This window comes from Anaerosalibacter sp. Marseille-P3206 (genome assembly GCF_900155565.1).
Lineage (GTDB): Bacteria > Bacillota > Clostridia > Tissierellales > Sporanaerobacteraceae > FUHM01.
Map to the genome: position 1 here is coordinate 1 of NZ_FUHM01000001.1, position 23,956 is coordinate 23,956.

General features: G+C 30.6%; 20 protein-coding genes and 19 tRNA genes. 36 read left to right on the top strand and 3 right to left on the bottom strand.

Going from position 1 to position 23,956, the window contains the following annotated elements:
* Positions 1-37: 37 nt before the first annotated feature.
* From BQ9840_RS00005 to BQ9840_RS00095, 19 genes are all read left to right on the top strand, one after another.
* A tRNA-Leu gene (locus tag BQ9840_RS00005) sits at positions 38-127 on the top strand.
* Between the two features lie 29 nt (positions 128-156).
* Positions 157-233, top strand: a tRNA-Met gene (locus BQ9840_RS00010).
* A gap of 62 nt (positions 234-295) precedes the next feature.
* Positions 296-370 (top strand) — tRNA-Glu (locus BQ9840_RS00015).
* Positions 371-393: 23 nt separating this feature from the next.
* Positions 394-469 (top strand) — tRNA-Val (locus tag BQ9840_RS00020).
* A gap of 41 nt (positions 470-510) precedes the next feature.
* A tRNA-Asp gene (locus BQ9840_RS00025) sits at positions 511-587 on the top strand.
* 41 nt (positions 588-628) lie between these two features.
* Positions 629-704: transfer RNA gene (locus BQ9840_RS00030), tRNA-Thr, on the top strand.
* Positions 705-731: 27 nt separating this feature from the next.
* Positions 732-817: transfer RNA gene (locus BQ9840_RS00035), tRNA-Tyr, on the top strand.
* Between the two features lie 10 nt (positions 818-827).
* A tRNA-Gly gene (locus BQ9840_RS00040) sits at positions 828-901 on the top strand.
* A gap of 1 nt (position 902) precedes the next feature.
* Positions 903-979: transfer RNA gene (locus tag BQ9840_RS00045), tRNA-Arg, on the top strand.
* 6 nt (positions 980-985) lie between these two features.
* Positions 986-1,062: transfer RNA gene (locus BQ9840_RS00050), tRNA-Gln, on the top strand.
* A gap of 5 nt (positions 1,063-1,067) precedes the next feature.
* Positions 1,068-1,143 (top strand) — tRNA-Lys (locus tag BQ9840_RS00055).
* 5 nt (positions 1,144-1,148) lie between these two features.
* A tRNA-Ser gene (locus tag BQ9840_RS00060) sits at positions 1,149-1,239 on the top strand.
* 21 nt (positions 1,240-1,260) lie between these two features.
* Positions 1,261-1,351: transfer RNA gene (locus BQ9840_RS00065), tRNA-Ser, on the top strand.
* Positions 1,352-1,362: 11 nt separating this feature from the next.
* Positions 1,363-1,439: transfer RNA gene (locus BQ9840_RS00070), tRNA-Ile, on the top strand.
* A 27-nt stretch (positions 1,440-1,466) separates the two neighbouring features.
* Positions 1,467-1,541, top strand: a tRNA-Trp gene (locus tag BQ9840_RS00075).
* Positions 1,542-1,563: 22 nt separating this feature from the next.
* Positions 1,564-1,639: transfer RNA gene (locus tag BQ9840_RS00080), tRNA-Val, on the top strand.
* A 40-nt stretch (positions 1,640-1,679) separates the two neighbouring features.
* A tRNA-Ile gene (locus BQ9840_RS00085) sits at positions 1,680-1,756 on the top strand.
* Between the two features lie 46 nt (positions 1,757-1,802).
* Positions 1,803-1,879, top strand: a tRNA-Ile gene (locus BQ9840_RS00090).
* 7 nt (positions 1,880-1,886) lie between these two features.
* Positions 1,887-1,962: transfer RNA gene (locus BQ9840_RS00095), tRNA-Phe, on the top strand.
* Positions 1,963-2,020: 58 nt separating this feature from the next.
* Here BQ9840_RS00095 and BQ9840_RS00100 read toward each other — a convergent pair.
* A complete protein-coding gene (locus BQ9840_RS00100; RefSeq protein ID WP_077366871.1) occupies positions 2,021-3,019 on the bottom strand; it encodes a ribonuclease H-like domain-containing protein in 999 nt (332 codons plus the stop codon).
* A gap of 121 nt (positions 3,020-3,140) precedes the next feature.
* On the opposite strand from BQ9840_RS00100, the gene BQ9840_RS00105 reads away from it, so the two are divergent.
* The 5 genes from BQ9840_RS00105 (at position 3,141) to BQ9840_RS00125 (ending at position 8,981) form a co-directional block, all read left to right on the top strand.
* Positions 3,141-4,604: a hypothetical protein gene (locus tag BQ9840_RS00105; protein WP_077366873.1), complete on the top strand. Its 1,464-nt coding sequence runs from the start codon at positions 3,141-3,143 to the stop codon at positions 4,602-4,604.
* Positions 4,605-4,712: 108 nt separating this feature from the next.
* On the top strand, positions 4,713-5,711 hold the full coding sequence (locus tag BQ9840_RS00110) for an acyl-CoA dehydratase activase-related protein (RefSeq protein WP_077366875.1): 999 nt from the start codon (positions 4,713-4,715) through the stop codon (positions 5,709-5,711).
* Positions 5,683-6,792, top strand: a complete 1,110-nt coding sequence (locus BQ9840_RS00115; RefSeq protein ID WP_077366877.1) for a CoA protein activase — start codon at positions 5,683-5,685, stop codon at positions 6,790-6,792. Before BQ9840_RS00110 ends, BQ9840_RS00115 begins: the two co-directional genes overlap by 29 nt.
* A complete protein-coding gene (locus tag BQ9840_RS00120; RefSeq protein WP_077366879.1) occupies positions 6,767-7,744 on the top strand; it encodes an acyl-CoA dehydratase activase in 978 nt (325 codons plus the stop codon). The genes BQ9840_RS00115 and BQ9840_RS00120 overlap by 26 nt, the downstream gene beginning before the upstream one ends.
* Before the next feature lie 202 nt (positions 7,745-7,946).
* On the top strand, positions 7,947-8,981 hold the full coding sequence (locus BQ9840_RS00125) for an HD-GYP domain-containing protein (protein WP_077366881.1): 1,035 nt from the start codon (positions 7,947-7,949) through the stop codon (positions 8,979-8,981).
* A 42-nt stretch (positions 8,982-9,023) separates the two neighbouring features.
* On the opposite strand, the gene BQ9840_RS00130 is transcribed toward BQ9840_RS00125, so the two are convergent.
* The gene (locus BQ9840_RS00130) at positions 9,024-10,019 is read right to left on the bottom strand and encodes a hypothetical protein (RefSeq protein WP_077366883.1); all 996 of its coding nucleotides are present in this window, start codon (positions 10,017-10,019) and stop codon (positions 9,024-9,026) included.
* Positions 10,020-10,167: 148 nt separating this feature from the next.
* Here BQ9840_RS00130 and BQ9840_RS00135 point away from each other — a divergent pair, with 148 nt between their 5' ends.
* Positions 10,168-11,241, top strand: coding sequence for a hypothetical protein (locus tag BQ9840_RS00135; protein ID WP_077366885.1), 1,074 nt, complete (start codon positions 10,168-10,170; stop codon positions 11,239-11,241).
* A gap of 162 nt (positions 11,242-11,403) precedes the next feature.
* Here BQ9840_RS00135 and BQ9840_RS00140 read toward each other — a convergent pair whose 3' ends face one another.
* A complete protein-coding gene (locus tag BQ9840_RS00140) occupies positions 11,404-12,408 on the bottom strand; it encodes an asparaginase (protein ID WP_077366887.1) in 1,005 nt (334 codons plus the stop codon).
* 354 nt (positions 12,409-12,762) lie between these two features.
* Between BQ9840_RS00140 and BQ9840_RS00145 the strand changes: the two genes are divergently transcribed.
* The 11 genes from BQ9840_RS00145 (at position 12,763) to BQ9840_RS00195 (ending at position 23,954) form a co-directional block, all read left to right on the top strand.
* Positions 12,763-13,920 (top strand): cysteine desulfurase family protein, encoded by a 1,158-nt coding sequence (locus BQ9840_RS00145; protein ID WP_077366889.1) that lies wholly within the window; start codon positions 12,763-12,765, stop codon positions 13,918-13,920.
* 4 nt (positions 13,921-13,924) lie between these two features.
* Entirely contained in the window at positions 13,925-15,097 is a 1,173-nt protein-coding gene (gene thiI, locus BQ9840_RS00150; protein WP_077366891.1) for a tRNA uracil 4-sulfurtransferase ThiI, read from the top strand.
* A 106-nt stretch (positions 15,098-15,203) separates the two neighbouring features.
* Entirely contained in the window at positions 15,204-15,794 is a 591-nt protein-coding gene (locus BQ9840_RS00155; protein ID WP_077366893.1) for a TetR/AcrR family transcriptional regulator, read from the top strand.
* Positions 15,795-15,820: 26 nt separating this feature from the next.
* Positions 15,821-17,197 carry a radical SAM protein gene (locus tag BQ9840_RS00160; RefSeq protein WP_077366895.1) on the top strand — a complete coding sequence of 459 codons (1,377 nt, stop codon included), beginning with the start codon at positions 15,821-15,823 and terminating at the stop codon, positions 17,195-17,197.
* Between the two features lie 302 nt (positions 17,198-17,499).
* On the top strand, positions 17,500-18,039 hold the full coding sequence (locus tag BQ9840_RS00165) for a helix-turn-helix domain-containing protein (RefSeq protein ID WP_077366897.1): 540 nt from the start codon (positions 17,500-17,502) through the stop codon (positions 18,037-18,039).
* Positions 18,040-18,060: 21 nt separating this feature from the next.
* Positions 18,061-19,110 carry a spermidine/putrescine ABC transporter ATP-binding protein gene (potA, locus tag BQ9840_RS00170; RefSeq protein ID WP_077366899.1) on the top strand — a complete coding sequence of 350 codons (1,050 nt, stop codon included), beginning with the start codon at positions 18,061-18,063 and terminating at the stop codon, positions 19,108-19,110.
* Entirely contained in the window at positions 19,107-19,934 is an 828-nt protein-coding gene (locus BQ9840_RS00175; RefSeq protein WP_077366901.1) for an ABC transporter permease, read from the top strand. The genes potA and BQ9840_RS00175 overlap by 4 nt, the downstream gene beginning before the upstream one ends.
* Positions 19,928-20,716: an ABC transporter permease gene (locus tag BQ9840_RS00180; protein ID WP_077366903.1), complete on the top strand. Its 789-nt coding sequence runs from the start codon at positions 19,928-19,930 to the stop codon at positions 20,714-20,716. Before BQ9840_RS00175 ends, BQ9840_RS00180 begins: the two co-directional genes overlap by 7 nt.
* The gene (locus BQ9840_RS00185) at positions 20,716-21,768 is read left to right on the top strand and encodes an ABC transporter substrate-binding protein (RefSeq protein ID WP_077366905.1); all 1,053 of its coding nucleotides are present in this window, start codon (positions 20,716-20,718) and stop codon (positions 21,766-21,768) included. The genes BQ9840_RS00180 and BQ9840_RS00185 overlap by 1 nt, the downstream gene beginning before the upstream one ends.
* A 121-nt stretch (positions 21,769-21,889) precedes the next feature.
* The gene (locus BQ9840_RS00190) at positions 21,890-23,521 is read left to right on the top strand and encodes an MBL fold metallo-hydrolase RNA specificity domain-containing protein (protein ID WP_077366907.1); all 1,632 of its coding nucleotides are present in this window, start codon (positions 21,890-21,892) and stop codon (positions 23,519-23,521) included.
* Between the two features lie 16 nt (positions 23,522-23,537).
* Positions 23,538-23,954 (top strand): hypothetical protein, encoded by a 417-nt coding sequence (locus BQ9840_RS00195; protein ID WP_077366909.1) that lies wholly within the window; start codon positions 23,538-23,540, stop codon positions 23,952-23,954.
* The last annotated feature ends 2 nt before the right edge of the window (positions 23,955-23,956 follow it).

Sequence of the window (23,956 nt, forward strand, 5' to 3'; positions counted from 1 at the left end):
TTGTGGGTTCGAATCCCACCCTGGGAGCCATAATACTGCCGGGGTGGCGGAACAGGCAGACGCACAGGACTTAAAATCCTGCGATCCTTAAAAGATCGTACCGGTTCGATTCCGGTTCCCGGCACCATTATTACCTAATTTAATATTAAATACTATCGCGGGATGGAGCAGTATGGTAGCTCGTCGGGCTCATAACCCGGAGGTCGTTGGTTCAAATCCAGCTCCCGCAACCATAATTTAGTTTTATGATATGAGTGTCCGATAGGACCAACCATAATTTTATTAAACAATACATGGCCCTATGGTCAAGCGGTTAAGACATCGCCCTTTCACGGCGGTATCCCGGGTTCGAATCCCGGTAGGGTCACCATTTCAACTACCAAGTGTAGTTAGGGGCGCATAGCTCAGCTGGGAGAGCACCTGCCTTACAAGCAGGGGGTCATAGGTTCGAGCCCTATTGCGCCCACCAAATTCAACACTACGTGTTGAAAATTGCCGTAAGGCTTATGTGGCCTGGTAGTTCAGCTGGTTAGAATGCTAGCCTGTCACGCTAGAGGTCGAGGGTTCGAGTCCCTTCCAGGTCGCCAAATATGCTACCTACGGTAGCAAATTGCGCGTAAGCGCTTATGCTGGTGTAGCTCAATTGGCAGAGCAACTGACTTGTAATCAGTAGGTTGGGGGTTCAAGTCCTCTCACCAGCTCCATTAATCCGTTTTAAAGATTAAAAACAAGGAGGAGTTCCCGAGTTGGCTAAAGGGGACGGACTGTAAATCCGTTGGCTACGCCTTCACTGGTTCGAATCCAGTCTCCTCCACCATGTATTATTTGCGGGTGTAGCTCAGTGGTAGAGCCCCAGCCTTCCAAGCTGGTTGCGAGGGTCCGATTCCCTTCACCCGCTCCATGCACCTATAGCTCAGTTGGATAGAGCAACGGACTTCTAATCCGTGTGCCGGGGGTTCGAATCCTCCTAGGTGCACCACAATATTGGGATGTAGCCAAGCCGGTAAGGCACTAGACTTTGACTCTAGCATTCCGCAGGTTCGAGTCCTGCCATCCCAGCCATATATGACCTATTAGCTCAGGCGGTAGAGCACCTGACTTTTAATCAGGGTGTCCGGCGTTCGAGTCGCCGATAGGTCACCAAAAATGGAGAGGTACCGAAGAGGTCATAACGGGGCGGTCTTGAAAACCGTTTGGGTCTTGCGGCCCGCGTGGGTTCGAATCCCACCCTCTCCGCCATTTTTTTAATAACTAGGGCAAGGAGAAGTACTCAAGTGGCTGAAGAGGCTCCCCTGCTAAGGGAGTAGGTCCTTCACGGGGCGCGAGGGTTCAAATCCCTCCTTCTCCGCCATTAGTAAGTTTGGGCCTTTAGCTCAGTTGGTTAGAGCGCCCGGCTCATAACCGGTAGGTCCGGGGTTCGAGTCCCTGAAGGCCCACCATACCAAACTTTCTAATCAAAAGGCTATAGGGGTGTAGTTCAGTGGTAGAACGTCGGTCTCCAAAACCGAATGCCGTGGGTTCAAATCCTGCCACCCCTGCCAGCCTATTTACAAAAGTCAATAAGGGCGCATAGCTCAGCTGGGAGAGCACCTGCCTTACAAGCAGGGGGTCATAGGTTCGAGCCCTATTGCGCCCACCAAATTTAACACTACGTGTTGAAAATAGTATAAACGTTACATGGGCTTGTAGCTCAGGTGGTTAGAGCGCACGCCTGATAAGCGTGAGGTCGGTGGTTCGAGTCCACCCAGGCCCACCAAGTACAAATTATAAAACCTAAAAACTTCGTTTAATGAAGTAATTAGGGGCCTTTAGCTCAGTTGGTTAGAGCGCCCGGCTCATAACCGGTAGGTCCGGGGTTCGAGTCCCTGAAGGCCCACCATTCTTTTGCCCAGATAGCTCAGTAGGTAGAGCAGGGGACTGAAAATCCCCGTGTCGGTGGTTCGATTCCGCCTCTGGGCACCATTTATTTTTAAAGAGTAGAGAAAATCTCTACTCTTTTTTGATTATGATATTAAACTTTTTAGTTAAAAAATGTTTTTGTAGAAGTATAAACAATTTGATATACAATGTTTTTAATATTATCCATTACAAAGTCTTTTCCTATTTGGATTAATATTATATTACGAGGTAGTTGAAAGTTAGTAGAATCTTTAACTGATAGACCTATATCAAATTCAAGTAAATCTATATATAGGCATTTTTCCATGGTAGACAACATACCGTTATTTACTTGAAATTGTACATTTAAAACTCCTTTCTTTGTATTCCACTTAATATTATAATCACTTTCATATATGATTAGAGGTTCAATTTCAATAGAGTTTGTTATACAATTAATATTCATCATATCATCTATTACTTTGAAATCTTCAATTTTAAGTTTTATTTTATTTGAAGAATTGCTTGAAAGTACTATAGTTTTTTTATACTCAATTATATCTAATATTTTAAGTACATAAGGAAGGTAATATAGATCATCATAATTATGTTGCAATATTAATTTTTTACTTTTATCATTTTTATTATCTAAGTAGTCATAAAAAAGATCAATACATTCCTTCCCAGACAGGGTATCTTTTCTATTTATTCCTAAATATTTTTCGATAGATTTAAGCTTAAAGTTCTTTAAATCAAATAAATATTTATTTGATTTAATAATCTTGTATATGTCAAAACTTTTTTCTATAGGTATTTTATAATCAATATGATGATTTTTATATTTGCTATCTAAAAAAGGTATGTCAAAAGAATCACCATTAAAAGTTATAAGGCACTCACAATCATTAAAATCCTTAATTAAACAATTTAAAAGAATTTTCTCTTCATCAACTTCTTCTAATAGATATTGTTTTAGTATATAGTCTTTACCATTATATATGAGGAGACCTACTAGATATACAATATCTTTATTTCTGTTAAAACCTGTGGTTTCAATATCAAAGAAACATATATTATGAGTATCAAAATATGTTTTTATATCCAAGGCATCATATTTAAGTTTATATGTAAGAGTTTCCATTTTAATTCTCCTTTAATAAAAAACATGTTATAATGTATATTAGTCTTTTATTATTATATATTCGATTTCCTTTTTAATCAAATTTATATAATGAAGTTTAGATATTGAAAGGAGTAGTTACATGGTAGATATAATTGAACTGAAGGAGCTAAAAGAAAAAGATATAAGTACTTTGACTGATGAAGAATTAAAAGATATTTTAATGAGATTAAATGATATTCAATTGAGTAAATTAGGTGAAATGTCTATATATTATTCTATTTTTGGTTGTTTAGATATTATATATCATATTAATAAAGATAATATATTTGATAAAATACAATCACAAGAAGAAATACAATTGCTAGAAAAACATTTCAAATCAATACTTAAATTTCTTGAAAATCTAGATGAAAGAATGATAAGTGATGATAGTGAATTAGAAGAACTAAAGGTTTTGCGAAATAATCTAGAAGTTCTATTAACAGATCTAGAACCTTATATAGTTGAAACTTCCTATTTAGATGAAAAGTTTAATTATTATTTAATTAAAAAATTAATCAATGAGCAAAAAGAAGAATTTGATATTGATGAAGAAATGATAAATAACTTTGTTTATCAAGTTATGACCTTTTTAATGAAAGATGTTGATGAATATGAAGTATTTGTTGAGAAAATATCTTTGATAATAACAGCTTTACCCTATAGGATAACAAAGGAAAAGTTTTTTGAAATAGTAACTAATACATTAAGAAGAGACTTTTCTAATTACACAAGTTCTCTTGTAGAATATGAAATAAAAAACTACAAAAGGATTTTTGATGGTTCTATGGAATCTTCATTTGGAACTTGTTATGATGATTATTTTAGAAAAGTTTTAGAGCTAAAAAAGCATAAGAATTTAAAATCTTTGACAGTAGAAGAGCTAGGTTCATATTCTCAAAAGACATCGATACTTTTAAGTGAAATGGAAGATTTAGATTCTTTAATAAAGCATATGGGAATTGTAGTTAACAAGCTGATATCAGTATCTTTGATTAGAACTTTTGATATTGATTTTTGTTTAGATAAAAACATTTTAGAATTATTGAATGATTATCTGAAGGATACAAAAGAAGATTACAAAAAATTAAAAGATGCATTAAATCATAAGACAAATAAGTTAGAAAATGAAATGATAAAAACCAATGAACTATTTGAAAAAATCATTATGGAGTCAGTAAATAGAGAGGATTTAATTGATGAAAAATTAAATGAAAAAATGATGATTACAAAAAAAGTTCTTACTTATTATAATGATTTTTCTTTTATGAGTGATGAAATATTATTTTATGATGAAGAGGAAGACCATGTATTAGATAAGGATTATTTAGAAGAAGTGCTAAATAATTATATTCATTTTTTAAATAGAAGTATTAGGATTATGTCTAATGACGAAAGAAAGCTTAGAATGCGCAGATTATTATCTAGTTTAAAATTTCCTTTTGAAGACCCGGAAGATTTTACAGATTATATTGAGTCTTCATTAGATTTTAGAATTACTAGCAAAGAAGAAATTGTAATGGCTATGAAGAACATAAATTATATGATGAATATAGATAATTAAAGTTTAAGGTGGTAATCCACCTTATTTTTTTTATTATTCCATATTATAGTTATATTATCCTTCTAATGTGTCAATACTATATTAGTGTGATGATTGGAGGGATAAAAAATGTACAAAATTGGAATCCCTAGAGGAATGCTATATTATGATTATTATCCTCTTTGGAATGAATTTTTTAAGGAATTGGGAGCAGAGGTTGTACTTTCACCAAAGACTAATAAAGATATATTAGATAGTGGAATTCTTTCAAGTGTTGATGAAGCATGTTTACCAGTAAAAATATTACATGGTCATGTAAACTACTTAAAGGATAAAGTAGATTATATATTTATACCCAAGATAATAAGTATTCGAAAAAAAGAATATTGTTGTCCTAAAATATTAGGATTACCTGACATGGTAAGATTTTCAATAGATAAATTACCACCATTATTAGATACAAACTTAAATTTATTTAAATTTGATCGAAAATATAAGACTGCAATATATGAAACTGGTAAGTGTTTGGATAAAGATATAAAAACTATAAGAAGAGCTTATAAAAGTGCAACGGACTCTTTTGCAAGATATACTTATTTATTAAATAGAGGTGTTATTCCTATAGAAGCAATTAAGCTATATAATAAGGCTTTTAAAGATTTGAATGTCAACTCAAAAAAGTCAAATATGACTATAATGGTTGCTGGGCATCCTTATAATTTATATGATGAATATTTAAATATGAATTTAATAGATAAATTGATTGATAATAATATAAAAGTTTTAACTCCAGAAATGGTATCTGAAGAAAATATCATAAAATATTCAAACAAACTTCCAAAGAGAATGTTTTGGACTCATGGTAGAAGAATAGTTGGTTCAGCTTTTAACCTTATTGAAGAAGATAAGATAGATGGGATAATATATTTATCGTCTTTTGGCTGTGGTATGGACTCTATTCTAATAGATTTAATTGAAAGAAAGGCCAATACCTATAAAGTCCCTTTCACTCTTTTAACTTTAGATGAGCAGAGTGGTGAGGCAGGTGTTAATACGAGGATTGAAGCTTTTATAGATATGATTAAATGGAGGTATAAAAATGGTGCTTACATTTCCACACTTAGGTAATGTTCATATTGCTGGGAAGGCTTTTTTAGAAGAACTTGGACAGGAAGTAGTTCCACCACCTCCATGTACTAGAAAGACATTAGAAATTGGAACCAAGTACTCACCAGAGACAATGTGCTTACCTTTCAAAATCAACATTGGAAACTATATAGAGAGTATTGAAAAAGGTGCTGATACTATTCTTATTACTGGGAGTTGTGGTCCTTGTAGATTTGGGTATTATTCTGTACTAGAAAAAAATATTTTAAAAGACTTAGGATATGATGTGGATTTTATTGTGTTTGATCCCATAAGGGAAGGAATAGGTCAACTTAAAGATGGATTTAATAAAGCATTTAATATAAAAAGTTATAAAGATTTAATACGAGCAGGTAAGCTTGGTTGGCAATTAATACAGCGAACAGATTATTTAACTCAACTATCAAATGAAAAGAGAGCTTATGCAATAGATAGTTATCAAGTAGATAGGATAATGAATGAATATCATAGTGAAGTTGAAACTACTTTTGGTGCTGAAAATATGCTTAATTTGATAAATCAAACTGAAGAAAAATTACAGGCAATAAAAATTGATAAAGATAAAAACCCTATAAAAATAGGTATAATAGGAGAAATATATACAATAATTGAACCCTTTGTAAATGTTGAAATTGAAAAGAAACTAGGACATATGGGAGTATTAGTAGAAAAGTCTCTAACTCCTACCAAGTGGGTAAATCATCATGTGACTAAATTCCCCTTTGGGTCTAAAGAAGAAAATGAAAAATATAAACTAGCTAAGCCTTATCTTTCAACATTAGTGGGAGGACATGGAAGGGAAACAGTAGGGAGTGCTATTTATTATGCCCTTAATGGTTTTGATGGAGTTATTCAATTATTACCTCTTAATTGTATGCCAGAAATAGTTGCAAAGAGTATACTTCCTAGGGTACAAAGGGACTACAATATTCCTATTATGACACTGGTTTTAGATGAGATGACAGGAGAAAGTGGGTATTTAACAAGACTTGAAGCATTTGTAGATTTACTCATAAGGAAAAGGGAGGAAGAAAAGAATGGAAAATTATTATATGGGCGTTGATGTTGGTTCAGTAAGTACAAATATTATTCTCATGGATGAAGACAATAATCTAATAAGTAAAAAATATTTAAGAACTCAAGGAAAACCAATTGAAATTATAAAAGATGGTTTACATGATTTAAAAAAAGAAATGGGAAATATTAATATTAAGGGAGTTGGCACAACAGGTAGTGGAAGGTATTTAGCAAATTTAATGTTAGGGGCAGATGTGGTTAAAAATGAAATAACATCTCATGCTGTAGCAGCACTAAACTATATACCTGATGTTAAGACTGTGATTGAAATAGGAGGGCAAGATTCTAAAATAATAATAATTAAGGATGGGGTAGTTGTAGATTTTGCTATGAATACTGTTTGTGCTGCAGGTACAGGTTCGTTTTTAGATAGGCAAGCTTATAGATTAGGAATAGGTATTGAGGATTTTGGAGGAATAGCTTTAAAGTCTAAAAACCCAGTTAGAATTGCAGGAAGATGTGCAGTATTTGCTGAATCAGACATGATTCATAAGCAACAACTAGGACACAATCAAGAGGATATAATATGGGGATTATGTGAAGCACTGGTTAGAAATTATTTAAATAATGTGGGTAAGGGGAAAGATATTTCTAGTCCAGTTATGTTTCAAGGTGGAGTAGCGGCAAATATAGGTATAAAAAGAGCATTTGAAGATGCATTGGGGGTAGAGGTATATATACCTGAAAACTATGATGTAATGGGTGCATTAGGAGTAGCTATATTGGCAAAAGAAGAAGTTAAATCTAAAAAGGAATCAAGCTTTAAAGGATTAGATATTGCTGATGTTGAATATTGTGTGAAAGGTATAGAATGTAATGGATGCTCTAATATGTGTGAGATACTTGAAATTTGGGCTGATAATCAGGTTCTTGCAAGATATGGAGATAAATGTGGAAAGTGGTCTAATATGAGTAAAGACAATATTAAACTAGCTTAAACCTTAAGTTAATACTTGAGGTTTATTTTTTTTAATGAAATTAATTCAATATTAGTGTAAAATATATATAGTATTTATTGCTTCGAAAAAAATTGATAAAATGGAAATTAAAGACGAAATTTTGTATAAATTCTTATATAAAAAAGGATTTTTGATTGTTTTGTAGAATAAATAATTATGGATGGTTAGGGGGTAGAGAAGCGTGGCTATTGTTGAGATTAATGATTTAAAGCCTGGAATGGTTGTAAATAAAGATATAGATGATTATAAAACGGGATCAATATTAGTGAAAAATGGAACAGTTTTAAATCGAAGACTTATTTTACTCATAAAGAATTTAGGAATAAGACAAATAGATATATTAGACGAAGCTGCTTATTTAAAAGAACATCCTGAAGATAATTTAATAATTAAATTTGAAGTATTATCAGATAAAGTAGAATCAGTTTTTAGCGATGTTAAGATTGGTAAAAAAGTAGTTATATCTGAGGTTAGTGAAGAAGTAGATATGTTGATAATAGAATTGACGAAAAATGATAATATACTAGGTAGATTAAGGGAATTAAAGGAAACTGATGATTATACATTTAATCATTCTATGAATGTTTGTATGTTGTCAACAATGGTAGGTAAGTGGCTAGGATATAATCAAGTTGAGTTAAAACAATTATCATTAGCAGGATTGTTTCATGATATTGGGAAAATGAAAATATCAAAAAACATTATAAATAAACCAGATAAATTGACTGAAGAAGAGTTTGAGATAATTAAGAAACATACAATATATGGTTTTAATATCATAAGTGAAACAGTTGGTATAAGTAAAAATGTAGCATTAGGGGTACTACAACATCATGAAAGGGAGGATGGAAGAGGATATCCTCATGGGGTTAGAGGAGATAAGATACATGAGTTTGCAAAGATTATAGCAGTATGTGATATATATGATGCTATGACCTCAGATAGGGTATATAAAAGTAAACAATCTCCATTTCTAGCAGCTGAACATTTAGATGAGAGTAGTTTTAAAAATTTAGATCCTAGAATTACAAGAATATTTTTAGATAATATATCAAATTTTTATGTTGGAAATGTAGTAAAGTTAAGTAATGGAGAGATTGGTGAAATAGTTTATATTTATCCTAATAAACCTACAATACCTATAGTAAAGGTAGGAGATAAATTTGTTGATTTTCTTAAAGAACGGGATATTAAAGTAGTAGATATTTTAAAATAAATTTAACCAAAAAGGTGCCTTCAAGGCACCTCTTTTAAGTTTTTATTCAAAGTTGTCAAAGCTATCTTCGTATGTTTCTCCTGCAGTTATTACACCTGTTTCTTCCTCATCTAAACTTCTAGGTCTTGGGCAAGGATTGCTTGATTCATCAATTTGTTTAGGGAATAGGCTTGGGAATGTAGTACAAATTGGTGAAACTTCAGGTGATAATACTGGGAAGCCAGTAGATAGTACACATAATTGAACTGGAACTATTACTTTCTTTTCACAAGTTATACATAATGCAATAATTAAGTTAGCCCTAACAGCACCAGTAATAGGATCAATTGTTATATCTCTAGAGATACTATTGGTTGCCAATCTAGTTTCACAAATTGAATTACAGAATTCTGCAAATCTTGGTAAAAATGCAGAGTCAAATACGGATGGAATACAAAGTTCAAAGAAACTAGTCATAACAATAGGATTAGACTTTGGCGCAATTGGTATATTGCTAGTAAGTGTAACTGTAGTTCTTCTATTTCTATTATCAGAAACAACAGCATCAATTTCTACAACTACATTTCCAGATATTTTTACTGTTTGAGTTCCAAAAACTGGAGTACCTTTTCCTTCTTCATCACATTCAGATGTATCTGCAAAGATTATTTTTTCTGATTTCAATCCATCTGGGCCTACAACTGTTATTGGACATCCTTTGCCATCTTTTACTATTTCTCCTCCAGACAATACTGTATCAGGATCTATTACTAGATTATTAGGATCTAAGGCATTTTTAGGGTTGAAAAACTTTCTACATCTTATATCGGCAATTCTAACAATCCTTGCATTTGGGCCAAGTGCTGGAGTAAAAGGCTGATTAGTAATAGTTCTTAAAGCTTGAAGATTAACAAGAGTTGCATCATATACCTTTTGAACAAATATAGGTTCAGTACGAACTCTTCTCAATGTTCCATCCCATTCACATCCAGTTGTACCTTGGCAACATCTATCAGTAATACCTAAATCAAATACATCAGATTTAATTTCAGGATTCATATTTTCCCTCCTAACAAAACTTTTTCTTCTCAATGCTAATATATTCTTATTATTAAACAAGTGTTACTGATTATAGAAATTTCGCATATTATCAATTTGTTTTAAATACCTATATATAGAAATATATTTTCATATAGGTGGTGTAGCTATGAGTTTTTATAATCAAAAGTCTTCTATTGTAACTGATAGTCTAGGAAATATTTTTAATTTAGAGTGGAGAGATGGGGTTATCATTGGATATTATTTTAATAGGTTTGAGGAAGAAATAGAGAAGGTAGAAATCGCCAATAATGTTTTAGAAGAGTATGATGTAGCAATCAGAAGTGATGACTGTATATATCTTATTTATCAAGGTAATGACAAACACTTATATTTGTCAAACATATTTAAAGAAGAAAAAGAAATTACACAGATTACTGAAAGTCCAATTCCACATGTGTATAATTTACAATTACTGCTAGATGGAGATGACATACATATATTTTATGATATATTGATTGATGAAGGAAATAAAGTTTATAGGATTTATCATCATCATTACAACAACAATCATTGGAATACAAATATTGTAGAAGATACAAGAGTTTTAAATATACTAAATCCAATAAATATAATTTGTGAAAATGAAAAAATATATATTATTTTTTATGACCTTGTTGAAAATGAAGAAATTTTTGTTAAAACCTATGATATTTTTGAGCAAATATGGTCTAATAAAACAAGACTTACCTACGATACTAGTTCAAAACTGTACTTAGATACATTATTAGAAAATAATATATTGCATTTAACCTATAGTAAATATATAGATGGTAATTTTGGAATATCATATATTAATTTTGACATTTCAAATAATAGTTTTCACAAGAAAGTTGAGTCTATTATGTCAAATATAGAAAATTGCTCTCATCCTATACTCATAAAATATTTAGATAAACTGTGGATTATATGGTTAGAATATGAAAGCATATTTAGTAGATACAGTACAGATGATGGTAGTAAATGGAGCAATATTTATCAATGGAGGGAATCGAAGCATATAGATTTTGTAAGGTATAAATATGCTGAATATCCTACGAAAGATAGTAATAAAAAATTAAACTATTCTTTTGGAAAAGTATATCCTGATATTTCATTTTTAGGATTTGGGCCACTAGACAATATTATAGAAATACCTTTAAAAAAAAAGAAATTTTTAATTTCAAAAATTCCAATGATATAAAGGTAAAAAAGGATAATATAGACAATAATTCACTAGAAAAGATAGATTCCCTTGAAGAAAGAGTACAATATATAGAAGAATATCTAAATAGTCGCAGTAGAGGATATTTTAATAGATATAAAAACAGGTAAGTCGAGAAATGTCCTTGACTTACCTTAAAAATTAATTTAATTTTTTATATTCATCTTTTTCAAATTGTTCTCTTATTTTATTCATATCATTTGTCTTAGCAAGTAAAAGCATTAGTTTAATTCTAGCTTTTTGACCTGGAAGATTACCTCCAAATATTACACCTAATTTTCTTAAATGATTTCCCCCTCCTTCGTAACCATATGTATCTAGAACCCTTCCAGTTGGACATCTGGAAACTAATACTACGGGGATATTTTTTGAAATACTCCTTACTATTCCATCAATCATTTCTGGAGGTAAATTACCTCTTCCCATTGCCTCTATGACGATGCCTTTGTATTCACTATCAATACAATAATTAATAATATCAGAATTTACTCCAGGAGCAGATTTAAGTAGGAGAACTTTTGTTTCAATATTATCTGTATTAATATGTTCTCTTGAAATAATATCTCTATAATAAAGGATTTCGTCATTATCTACAATACCTAAGGGACCAAATTCAGGGGATTTAAAAGTATCTAGTGAAAGGGTATTGGTTTTTGTTACTTCACTTGCTGCATTGACTTCGTTGTTCATTACAACAAGAACTCCTTTGTTTTTAGAACTATCAGAAATTGCAGTACAAATAGCAGCAGAAAGATTACTAGAGCCATCATAGCCTAGTTCAGAACTATTTCTCATTGCACCTACTACGACTACAGGTTTTTCACTTTTTACAGTTAGATCTAATAAATAAGCTGTTTCTTCTAAAGTATCTGTTCCGTGAGTAACAACTACTCCAGTGATATCATCTCTAGAAATAGTTTTTTTAACTAATTTAGATAAGTCCATCATCATATTCGGTGTGATATGAGGACTTGGATAATTACCAAAATTAATAATTTCTATATTCGCAAAATTTTCTACATTTGTAACCATACCTAATATTTCTTCACTTGATAATGCTGGGATTGCTGCATGAATTCTAGGATCAACTTTCATTGAAATAGTGCCACCAGTAAATATAATTGCTACTTTTTTTGAAGTTTGCATTTTGACACCTCCATATTAAAATTTTAATAATAAAATATATACCATATAATATTTTAACATGAAATCATAAAAAATGCATAAAAAAAAGACTCCCGAAGGAGTCTTACATCCAATTATGGATGTCATAAAACCGTTCAAAAGGGGTATTGGGAATAGAGATCTTATTTGAGGTTACCAGGGGGATAACCACGAACAAATTATAACAAATTACGACAGCTTTTGCAACACCTTTTTTTAAAAAATATAAAAAAATATATTATATAGCTTTTACAATGTATTAAATTCCTATATAATAAAGATAAATAAGGCATAATATATTATATTAGATTATTAACTGATGATGAGGTGATATAGATGATGGTTTATTTGGACAATAGTGCCACGACGAGACCTAGAGATGAAGTAATTGAGGAAATGAACTATATGCTTAAAATTTGCTATGGTAATCCTTCATCCCTTCACCACTTAGGTTTTCAGGCAGAAAAAAAGGTTGAGGAAGCTAGAAAAAGAATTGCGAATTTCTTAAAAGTTAGAAATGATGAAATTTATTTTACATCAGGTGGAACAGAGAGTAATAATATAGCCATACAAGGTCTAATCAATAAATATAGTAGACAGGGAAATCATATTATTACTACTAAGATAGAGCATTCTTCTGTATTAAATATAATGAAACATTATGAAGAAGAGGGTTTTAAGATTACCTATTTAGATGTAGATGAAGAAGGAGTTATTGATTTAAATCAATTCGAAGAATGCTTAGATGATTCAACAATATTAGTTTCAATAATGTTAGTTAATAATGAAATAGGAACTATAGAGCCTGTAACACAAGTTAGGGAAATAATGAATAAAAAAAATTCAAAAGCTTTATTACATATTGATGGTATACAAGCTTTTGGGAAGATACCGTTAGATTTAGCTAGGTGGAATGTAGATACTTTTTCTTTTAGTGGTCACAAGATATATGGGCCAAAGGGAATTGGAGGATTGTATGTTAAGAAAAATATACTCTTAAACCCTATTATATTTGGAGGTAATCAAGAAGAAGGGCTTCGTTCAGGAACTGAAAATGTTCCCGGTATTGTTGGAATGGGAAAGGCTGTGGAAATTATTGATAGTAACTTCAAAAGTGAGAGTAAATCTGTATTTCAATTAAAGAAATATTTTGTCGAAAGAATTAAAGAAGAAATATCAAATATTAGAGTTAATAGCCTTATTGATGACAAATTTTCCCCATATATAGTTAATATTTCATTCTTAAATGTTAGAGGTGAAGTGTTGTTACATTACTTAGAGAACAAGGAGATTTATGTATCTACAGCTTCAGCTTGTTCATCACATGGAAAAGGTAAAAGTCATGTTTTACAAGCAATTGGTCGTAATGACAATGAAATAGAGGGAACTTTAAGATTTAGTTTTTCTTATTCAAATACAAAAGAAGAAATAGATTATGTAGTAGAAGAATTGAAAAAATCAATAGATGAAATTAGAAAAATAACTATGAGGTGATAATGTGGATAGAGTTATTAGTGTAAGTCTTGGAGAAGTTGCATTAAAAGGATTAAATAGAGGGTATTTTGAAAATAGGTTAGAAAAGCAAATTAAAAAAGTTACAATAGAATATGGTGCTCCAAAAACTTATAGAGAACAAGGAAAAATGTATATTGAAGCCGAGGAAAAATACACTTCACAAATTATAGATAAACTTAAGAAGGTTTTTGGGATAGTTTATATAAGTCCTTGTATTAGAATCGATAAAGATATGGAGTCTATTGAACAAGCTTCTATAATTGCATTAAGGGAAGCCATAGAGAAAAATAATATAAGTACGTTTAAGGTACAAACAAGAAGAGTGGACAAAGATTTTCCTATAAAATCTCCTGAAGTATCTAGGAAAATAGGAGCAGTATTGCTTAAGAATGTTGAAGGTGTAAGTGTAGATGTACATAATCCAGAAGTATATGTATATATAGATATAAAGGATAAGTGTTATGTTTATACAGAAAAAATTAAAGCCTACGGGGGATTGCCTGTTGGTACAAATGGTAAGGGTTTGTTACTATTATCAGGTGGTATAGATAGTCCTGTAGCTGGATTTATGATGGCCAAAAGAGGTGTGTCTTTAAGTGCAGTTCATTTTCACAGCTATCCTTTCACTAGTGAAAGAGCAGAGGAAAAAGTAAAAGAGTTAGCAAGAATTATGGCTAATTATTGTGGAGATATACCTTTTTATAGTGTTAATATATTAGGAATACAAAAAGAGATAAATGAAAAATGTCCAGAAAATCAAATGACTATAATTTCTAGAAGATTTATGATGAGAATAGCAGAAAAAATAGCAGAAAGAGAAGGAATTGATGCACTTATTACAGGTGAGAGCTTAGGTCAAGTGGCTAGTCAGACTATACAAGGTATTGCTGTTACCAATTCATCAGTTAATATTCCAGTATTAAGACCTTTAATAGGATTTGACAAGGTTGATATAATAGATATTTCCAAGGATATTGAAACCTATGAAACATCTATACTACCTTTTGAAGATTGCTGTACAGTATTTTTGCCAAAACATCCACTTACAAAACCAAAAGTTGAAGACATAGAAGAGTCAGAAAAAAATCTAGATGTAGAGGGCCTTGTTAATGATGTTTTAGACAATATGGTTTATACACTTATTTCACCATTCTAATAGAAAAATAAAAATCTAAAAATGTTATTATTGACAATGATGTCAGTTATGATAAAATAATATAGACAGACATGTCCATATTAAAGGAAGGAGGAGAATATATTATTTGCCCAAAATAGTTGATTATGAACAAAGAAAGCAAGAAATTATAGAAAGTGCTAGAGAAGTGTTTGCAAAACGAGGATATTATAATACTAATCTATCAGACATATCAAAGAGTTGTGGGATGGGTAGAACAACTATTTATCAATATTTTAAAAATAAGGATGAAATTTTTTATTATACCGTAGGAGATACTTTAGCTGATATACATGAAAAAGTAGAAATTATTGTAGAAGATGATAATCTAAGTTTTATTGAAAAACTTAAACAATTAGTTTTTGAACTAGCTAGCGAATATGAACACAATTATATATTTGTACTGCTTGCAGAAATATGGATAATAGTAAAAAGGGAGAACAATGAAATACAGAAATCTATTAAGGAACATACGGAGAAGCTAAAAATGTCCATTAAAAAATTAATTATGGAAGGTATTGAAGCTAAAGAGATTAAACCTATTGACAGTGAAAGTATGGCAGATACTATATATTCTTTTATAGAATCTTTCACTTTTCAAATGTTATCTAGTAACAATAAGGATATTCAAGGTAGAATAGATTCTGTAAATACTTTGATTGATGGATTAAAAGCATAGATATTTGTAAAAAAGGGGGAGTTATCGTGGCAAGTGTAAAACAAGTTGTTAGCACTGCATTGATGAATGAAGGAGTAAAGTATATAGAAAAAAATCCAATGGAAAACATGCCTAAGCTTTTGAATTGGGCAGAAAAAATTGTAACAAGGGAGAATCATAAGAGATACTTACAAAAATTCAAAGACATTGTTGAAGATAAAGACAATAACTGGTATCAATTAATGGAGAGATACTTCTCTGAATTATCACCAAGTACTAGAAAGAAATTTTTAATTAATTATATGATTAACTCAGGTATTGTTGGTATTCCAATTCAAGACAAGATGAAGAAGAAATATAATTGTAATATACCTTGGGCGATATTAATGGACCCAACAAGTGCTTGTAATTTAAAATGTACTGGTTGTTGGGCAGCAGAATACCAAAAGAATGATTCGATGAGTTATGAAACTCTTGATAGAATAATAAAAGAAGGAAAAGAACTTGGAATATATATGTATATATTCTCTGGTGGAGAACCACTTGTAAGAAAAGATGATTTAATTAAACTTGCTGAAACTCATGATGATTGTTCTTTCTTGTCTTTTACAAATGCTACATTAGTTGATGAGGCATTTGCTAAAAAACTTGGTGAGCTTGGAAACTTTGGACTTGCAATAAGTGTTGAAGGATTTGAAAAAGAAACAGATATGAGAAGAGGCGACGGAACCTATAAAAAGGTAATGGAAGCGATGGATCTTCTTAAAAAAGAAGGAGTTGTATTTGGATTTTCAACTTGCTATCATAAATATAATACAGATGTAGTGGGTTCTGAAGAGTACTTAGATTTATTAATTGAAAAAGGATGTATGTTTGGTTGGTATTTCACTTATATACCAATAGGAAAAGATGCTGTAACAGATTTGTTAGCAACTCCAGAGCAACGTGAATTTATGTACCATCAACTTAGAAAATTCAGAAGCGAAAAACCTATATTTACATTAGATTTCTGGAATGATGGTGAATATGTAAATGGCTGTATTGCAGGAGGTAGAAATTACTTACACATAAATGCTAATGGTGATGTAGAACCATGTGCTTTTATTCACTATTCAAATTTAAATATAAAAGATGTAAGTTTAATCGAAGCATTACAATCTCCACTATTCATGCAATATAAAGAAAATCAACCATTTAATGAAAATCATTTAAGACCATGTCCATTACTGGATAATCCAGAAAAGTTAAGGATGATGGTTGAAAAATCAGATGCATATTCCACTCAACCTATAGATAGGGAAGAAGTAGAAGATTTGACTGCAAAGACTGACGCTATATCAAAAGAATGGGCTAAGACAGCAGAAAAATTATGGAGTGAATCAGAAAAGAAAAAACAACAAAAAGAAGCATTGCAAGATGCATAATTAAAAGCCAAGCTGGTATTACCAGCTTGGTTTTTGTTTAAATGAATAAAATTAAAATAAATCATAAAAAACTAGTTTAATAGCTAGTTTTTTTTATTAAGTAAAAAGATTTATTTATTAAACAATAAAAAATATTGAATTGTCTGAACCCTTCTAATTGTAACACTTAAAACATTTATTTATTTTATAAAAAAGTATTGACTTTTTTATAAAACTTTGATTATAATGGTATAGTTAATAAAAATGTTTAGTATCTTTAAACCATTAGTTTAATATATGATATGTTTTATAGGGGTGATATTATGAATATTGGGGAGAAAATAAGAAGATTAAGAAACAAAAATTCTCTAACTCAAGAAGAGTTAGCAGAACGTTGTGAATTAACCAAAGGTTTTATTTCACAAGTAGAGAGAGATTTAACTTCTCCTTCAATTGCTACTTTGGTAGATATTTTAGAGGGACTTGGAACAAACTTAAAAGATTTTTTTAATGATGTAGAAGATGAAAAGATAGTTTTTTCTAAAGAAGATGCTTTTGAAACTGTAAATGAAGACTATAAATACACCTTAAAGTGGGTTATCCCAAATGCACAAAAGAATCTTATGGAGCCTATACTTTTAGAAATTGAACAGGGTGGAAGATCCAAAGAAGATTCACCCCATGAAGGAGAAGAATTTGGATATGTGATTTCGGGAAGTATAAATATATATATAGGAAGTCAAGTTTTTAAGGTGAGAAAAGGTGAGAGTTTTTATTTTAAGGCAAATGCTAATCATTATGTAGAAAATGCAGGAAAAACAATTGCAAGGATCATATGGGTGAGCACTCCACCAAGTTTTTAATATTTAGTAGGGGGGATTGAAATGAAGAATAATAAAGTAATTGACTTGAAAAATGTAAACAAAGAATATAACGGGGTAGAAGTTTTGAAAAATATCAATCTCTATGTGAGGGAAAACGAATTTCTTACATTATTAGGACCTAGTGGTTGTGGAAAAACAACTACACTTAGAATTATAGGAGGTTTTGAACAACCTACTAGTGGTGAAGTTATTTTTGAAGGGAAAAATATAACTAGTATTCCACCTTATGAAAGACAAATAAATACGGTTTTTCAAAAATATGCACTTTTCCCACATATGGATGTATTTGATAATGTAGCCTTTGGCTTAAAAATAAAGAAAATACATAAGAGTGTAATCAAAGAAAAAGTTACGTCTATGTTAAAAATGATCAACTTAGAGGGATTTGAAAATAGATCAATTGATTCACTTAGTGGGGGTCAGCAACAGAGAGTTGCTATAGCTAGAGCCTTAGTAAATGAACCAAAAGTATTGTTACTAGATGAGCCTTTGGGAGCACTAGATTTAAAACTTAGAAAAGAAATGCAAATAGAACTTAAGAACATGCAAAAAAGAGTTGGCATTACTTTTATATATGTAACTCATGATCAAGAAGAAGCATTGACCATGTCAGATACTATTGTTGTTTTGGATAAAGGAGAAATACAACAAATTGGCACTCCTGTTGATATATACAATGAACCTAAAAATGCTTTTGTAGCCAAATTTATAGGTGAAAGCAATATTATAGATGGAATTATGCATGAAGATTTTGTCGTTGAGTTTGCTGGTAAAACTTTTGAATGTGTAGATAAAGGTTTTGCAAATGATGAAGAAATAGATGTAGTTATAAGACCTGAAGATTTAAATATTGTCACTGCAGACGAAGGCATGTTAAAGGGCATAGTTAAATCTGTTACCTTTAAGGGTGTGCATTATGAAATGATTGTAGACAGTGGAGATTTTCAATGGAAAGTCCATAGTACAATAATGAAACCTGTAAATACTGAAATTGGAATGAGTATAATTCCAGAAAATATTCATGTTATGAAGAAGGTGAGAAAAAAATGAAACTAAAATGGATTTCTTATCCTTATGTATTTTGGATGATTTTATTTATAGTTATTCCACTTATGCTTGTACTTGTTTTTAGTTTTACAACGGGAGATTTACCGGGAGATTTGACATTTACTCTTGAAAATTTTAAAAAGTTTTTTCAGCCCCTTTACTTAAAAGTACTAGGGAAATCTGTAGATTTAGCATTAAAATCTACATTGGCTTGCCTTATTTTGGGTTATCCTATAGCTATGATTATTTCTAAGGAGAGTATAAAAAAGAGAAATGCTATGATTTTACTATTTGTACTTCCAATGTGGATGAACTTTTTACTTAGAACATATGCATGGATGACCTTGTTGGGTAAGAATGGAGTTATAAATTTTTTATTAACTAAAATGGGATTTGAACCACTTAATTTATTATATAATGATAGTGCTGTACTTATGGGAATGATATACAATTTTCTACCCTTTATGGTATTACCAATATATTCAGTACTTATAAAGATTGATAAAAGTCTTATAGAAGCAGCAGAAGATTTAGGTGCAAGTAAATTGGAAGTGTTTTCAAAAGTAATATTTCCACTTAGCTTACCTGGTGTTATTTCAGGAATTACTATGGTTTTCATGCCAGCATTAAGTACTTTTGTTATATCAAGACTTTTAGGAGGAGGACAATATTATTTAATAGGTAATTTAGTAGAGCAACAATTCTTATTGGCAGGAGATTGGAATTTTGGTTCAGCAATTTCTATAATAATGATGATATTTATTTTAATTGCCATGATAATAACTACTAAATTTGATAAAGATAAGGAAGGAGGGGGCTTATGGTAAATAAATTTTTAAAAAGACTTTATACTACACTAATTTTTCTATTTCTGTATGCTCCCATTATAATACTAATAGTTTTTTCATTTAATAGCTCTAAATCAAGAGGAACTTGGGATAGTTTTACATTTAAGTGGTATATAGAATTGTTTAAAAATCAGGAAATAATGAAGGCTCTTTATTATACTATAACAATTGCTATATTATCTGCTGTGATATCTACTGTAATAGGTACTTTTGCGGCAATAGGTATATATAATATGAATTATTTTGGTAAAAAAGTAGTTTTAAATTTAAATTATTTGCCTGTACTAAACCCAGATATAGTTACAGCAATATCTTTAATGACATTATTTAGATTTATGAATTTGGAATTAGGGTTTTTGTCAATGTTATTATCACATATTACATTTTGTATACCTTATGTAATTCTATCAGTACTACCTAAGTTAAAACAGATGAATAAGCATTTAGCTGAGGCAGCAATGGATTTAGGAGCCACTCCGTTTTATGCACTTAGAAAAGTGATTATTCCAGAAATAATGCCAGGTATAATTACGGGAGCGCTGATGGCTTTTACATTGTCAATTGATGATTTTGTAATAAGCTTCTTTAATACGGGCTCTGGAGTCACAAATTTAAGTATTACTGTATATTCTATGGCTAGAAGAGGGATCAAACCAGAAATAAATGCTCTTTCTTCCCTTATGTTTATTACAGTATTAGTATTGCTTTTGATTATTAACAATAGAACTTCAAAAGATATTGAAAGAAGAGGTGAAATGTAATGAAAAAAAGTGTAAAAATTTTGTTGATGGTTTTAGTTGGTGTCTTAATTAGTGTTAGTTTATCCGCTTGTGGTAAAGGTGGAGACAAAAAGACATTAAATGTATATAATTGGGGAGATTACATTGACCCATCAGTTATTAAGGATTTTGAAAAGGAATACAATATTAAAGTTAATTACAGTACTTTTGATACCAATGAAGATATGTATGTAAAAGTAAAATCAGGTGGTACTAGTTACGATGTGTTATTTCCATCTGATTATATAATTGAGAAGATGATAAGAGAAGATATGCTATTGAAATTAGACATGAATAATATACCTAATTATAAATATATAGATGACAAATTTAAAAATCTTGAATTTGATCCTAACAATGAGTACTCTGTTCCATATATGTGGGGAACTGTAGGGATTATTTACAATAAAAACATGGTTAAGGAAAATGTAGATAGTTGGGATATACTATGGGATGAAAAATATAAAGGTCAAATACTTATGCTTAATAGTCAAAGAGATTCTATAGCTGTAGCTCTTTTAAAACTTGGATATTCAATGAACACAAGAGATTTAAATGAATTACAAGAAGCTAAAGAACTTTTGGTAAAACAAAAACCATTAGTATATGCTTATGTTGGTGACGAAGTTAAAGACATGATGATAGGTGAAGAAGCAGCTATGGCAGTAGTTTGGTCTGGAGATGCTGTATTTATGAAAGAACAAAATGAGAATTTAGAATATGCCATTCCAAAAGAAGGTACAAATTTGTGGTTTGACAATATTGTTGTTCCAAATACTAGCAAAAACAAAGAAGAAGCTGAATTGTTTATAAATTATTTGTGTAGGCCAGAGGTTGGGTTAAAGAACACTGAATATATAGGTTATTCAACTCCAAATGTAGAAACATTTAAATTACTACCTGAGGAATTGCAAAAGGATAAATCTGCATATCCAGAAGATAAAGATTTAGTTAAAACAGAAATATTTAAAGATCCGGGGGATTTTGTAAAGGAATATTCAAGGATATGGACAGAAGTTTTAGTTGAAGAATAGAAAAGACTCTAGGGATTTTCCCTAGAGTTTTTTAAAAAAGTAGTAAAATATATACTTTTGTTGTATAAATGTATTATAATTATATTATAAACTATTCCTAAACATAACAGGGGGTTTTATGATGCAAATAAGATTTTTAGGAGCTTCTAAAGTAGTAACAGGTTCAAATTTCTTGATTGAAACAGATAAGTACAAAATTCTTTTAGACTGTGGGATGTTCCAAGGAAGTGAAGAACTTGAAAAATTAAATTTTGAAAAATTCAGTTACAATCCTGCAGATATTGATTATTTAATCTTGAGCCATGCCCATATAGACCATAGTGGAAGAATACCGAAGCTTGTAAAAGAAGGGTTTAAGGGAAAGATAATATGTACTAGTGCTACATTTGATTTGTGCAAGATAATGCTTATAGATAGCGCAAATATTCAACAGTCAGACGTGGAGTGGGAGAACAGAAAAAGGCAAAGAGCTGGTAAGGAACCTATAGAACCACTTTATACAGTAGATGATGCTGAATTGAGTTTAAAATATTTTGAAACATATTTATATGATCAAAAAATTACTTTAAATGAAGATATAATAGTTAGATTTAAGGACGCAGGGCATATTTTAGGCTCATCAATTATAGAGTTATGGGTTAAGGAGAAAAAGGAATTTACCAAAATAGTTTTTTCAGGAGATTTAGGTATGCCTGGAAGACCTATAATCAAAAAGCCTGAGTATATTGATGAAGCAGATTATTTAATTATTGAATCAACTTATGGAAATAGGATTCATGAAGATATAAAAGCTAGTGCTAAAAAATTGGTAGACATTATAAATACTACTGCTCTAAGAGGGGGATCTGTTATCATACCTTCTTTTGCAGTTGGAAGAACTCAGGAAATCATATACGAGTTAAATAAATATTATGAATACGATAAGAGTGTAGAAGAGTATATGAGAATTCCAGTATATGTAGATAGTCCAATGGCAGTGCGAGCTACTGAAGCTTTTCAAGCTAACCCAAACTGTTTTAATGAGGAAACTAAAAAAATGATTTTAAATGGGGATAATCCTTTTGAATTTCCAAATTTATTTTATGTAAAGAGCCAGCAAGAATCCATGAAATTAAATAAGTACAATTTTCCTAGAGTTGTCATTTCATCAAGTGGAATGTGTACAGCTGGAAGGATAAGACATCATTTAAAACACAATCTTTGGAAGGGTAGTAATAGTATAGTGTTTGTAGGTTACCAAGCTGAAGGAACCTTAGGTAGAAGACTTTTAGATGGAGAAAAAAACGTAAAAATACTAGGAGAAGATATAAAGGTTGAAGCAGAAATATATAATTTAGAAGGTTTTTCAGGTCATGCAGATCAAAACGTTCTTATGGATTGGTTAAACAAATTTGAACAAAAACCAAAGAAAATATTTGTTGTTCATGGAGAAAAAGACTCATCAGAAGAATTTGCGGAACTTATAGAAACAAAATTAAGTGTAGAAACTATAGTACCAAATTTAGGAGATGGATTTAAGATAGAAGAGGTTGTTAAACAGAGTCATACTGGAGTTGTTTTAGAACCTATTAAGGAAAGCGAAGACATTAAAAGAGAACTTCAAGAAGTATACAATCAATTTGAATCTTTAGTATATAGAACAGACGAATTAATAGATCCTAAATTTTTAAGTGAAGATTATGATAATCTAAAGAATAAATTATTAGAATTACAGCAAAAACTAATGGATGTTAATATGCTTATAAGTAAATGATTTACGAGGTGATTTGATGGAAGATAAGAAGAAAGATAAACTAGTTATTGTAGAAAATAAACTTGAAAAGGTGATAAAATGGATTGAAGTAATACTTGCTATTTTGATTATGATGGCAGTATTTTTAAGTGGTAAGGATTTAATAAATATAATTTATAAAGTATATGTTACTGAAGCAATAAATTCTTATGATATATTTCAAAAATTCTTATCTCATTTACTACTTTTAGTAGTAGGATTAGAGCTTGCTCTTATGCTAATAAAGCATACTCCAGCTAATGTGTTAGAAGTAATGTTATATGCCATAGCTAGAAAAATGCTTATATATACAAATACAACTACTGATATTTTAATTGGAGTGATAGCATTAGCTTTAATTTTTATAATAGATAAATATTTTCATACGAAAGATATAAAAAATGTAATAAAATAGCG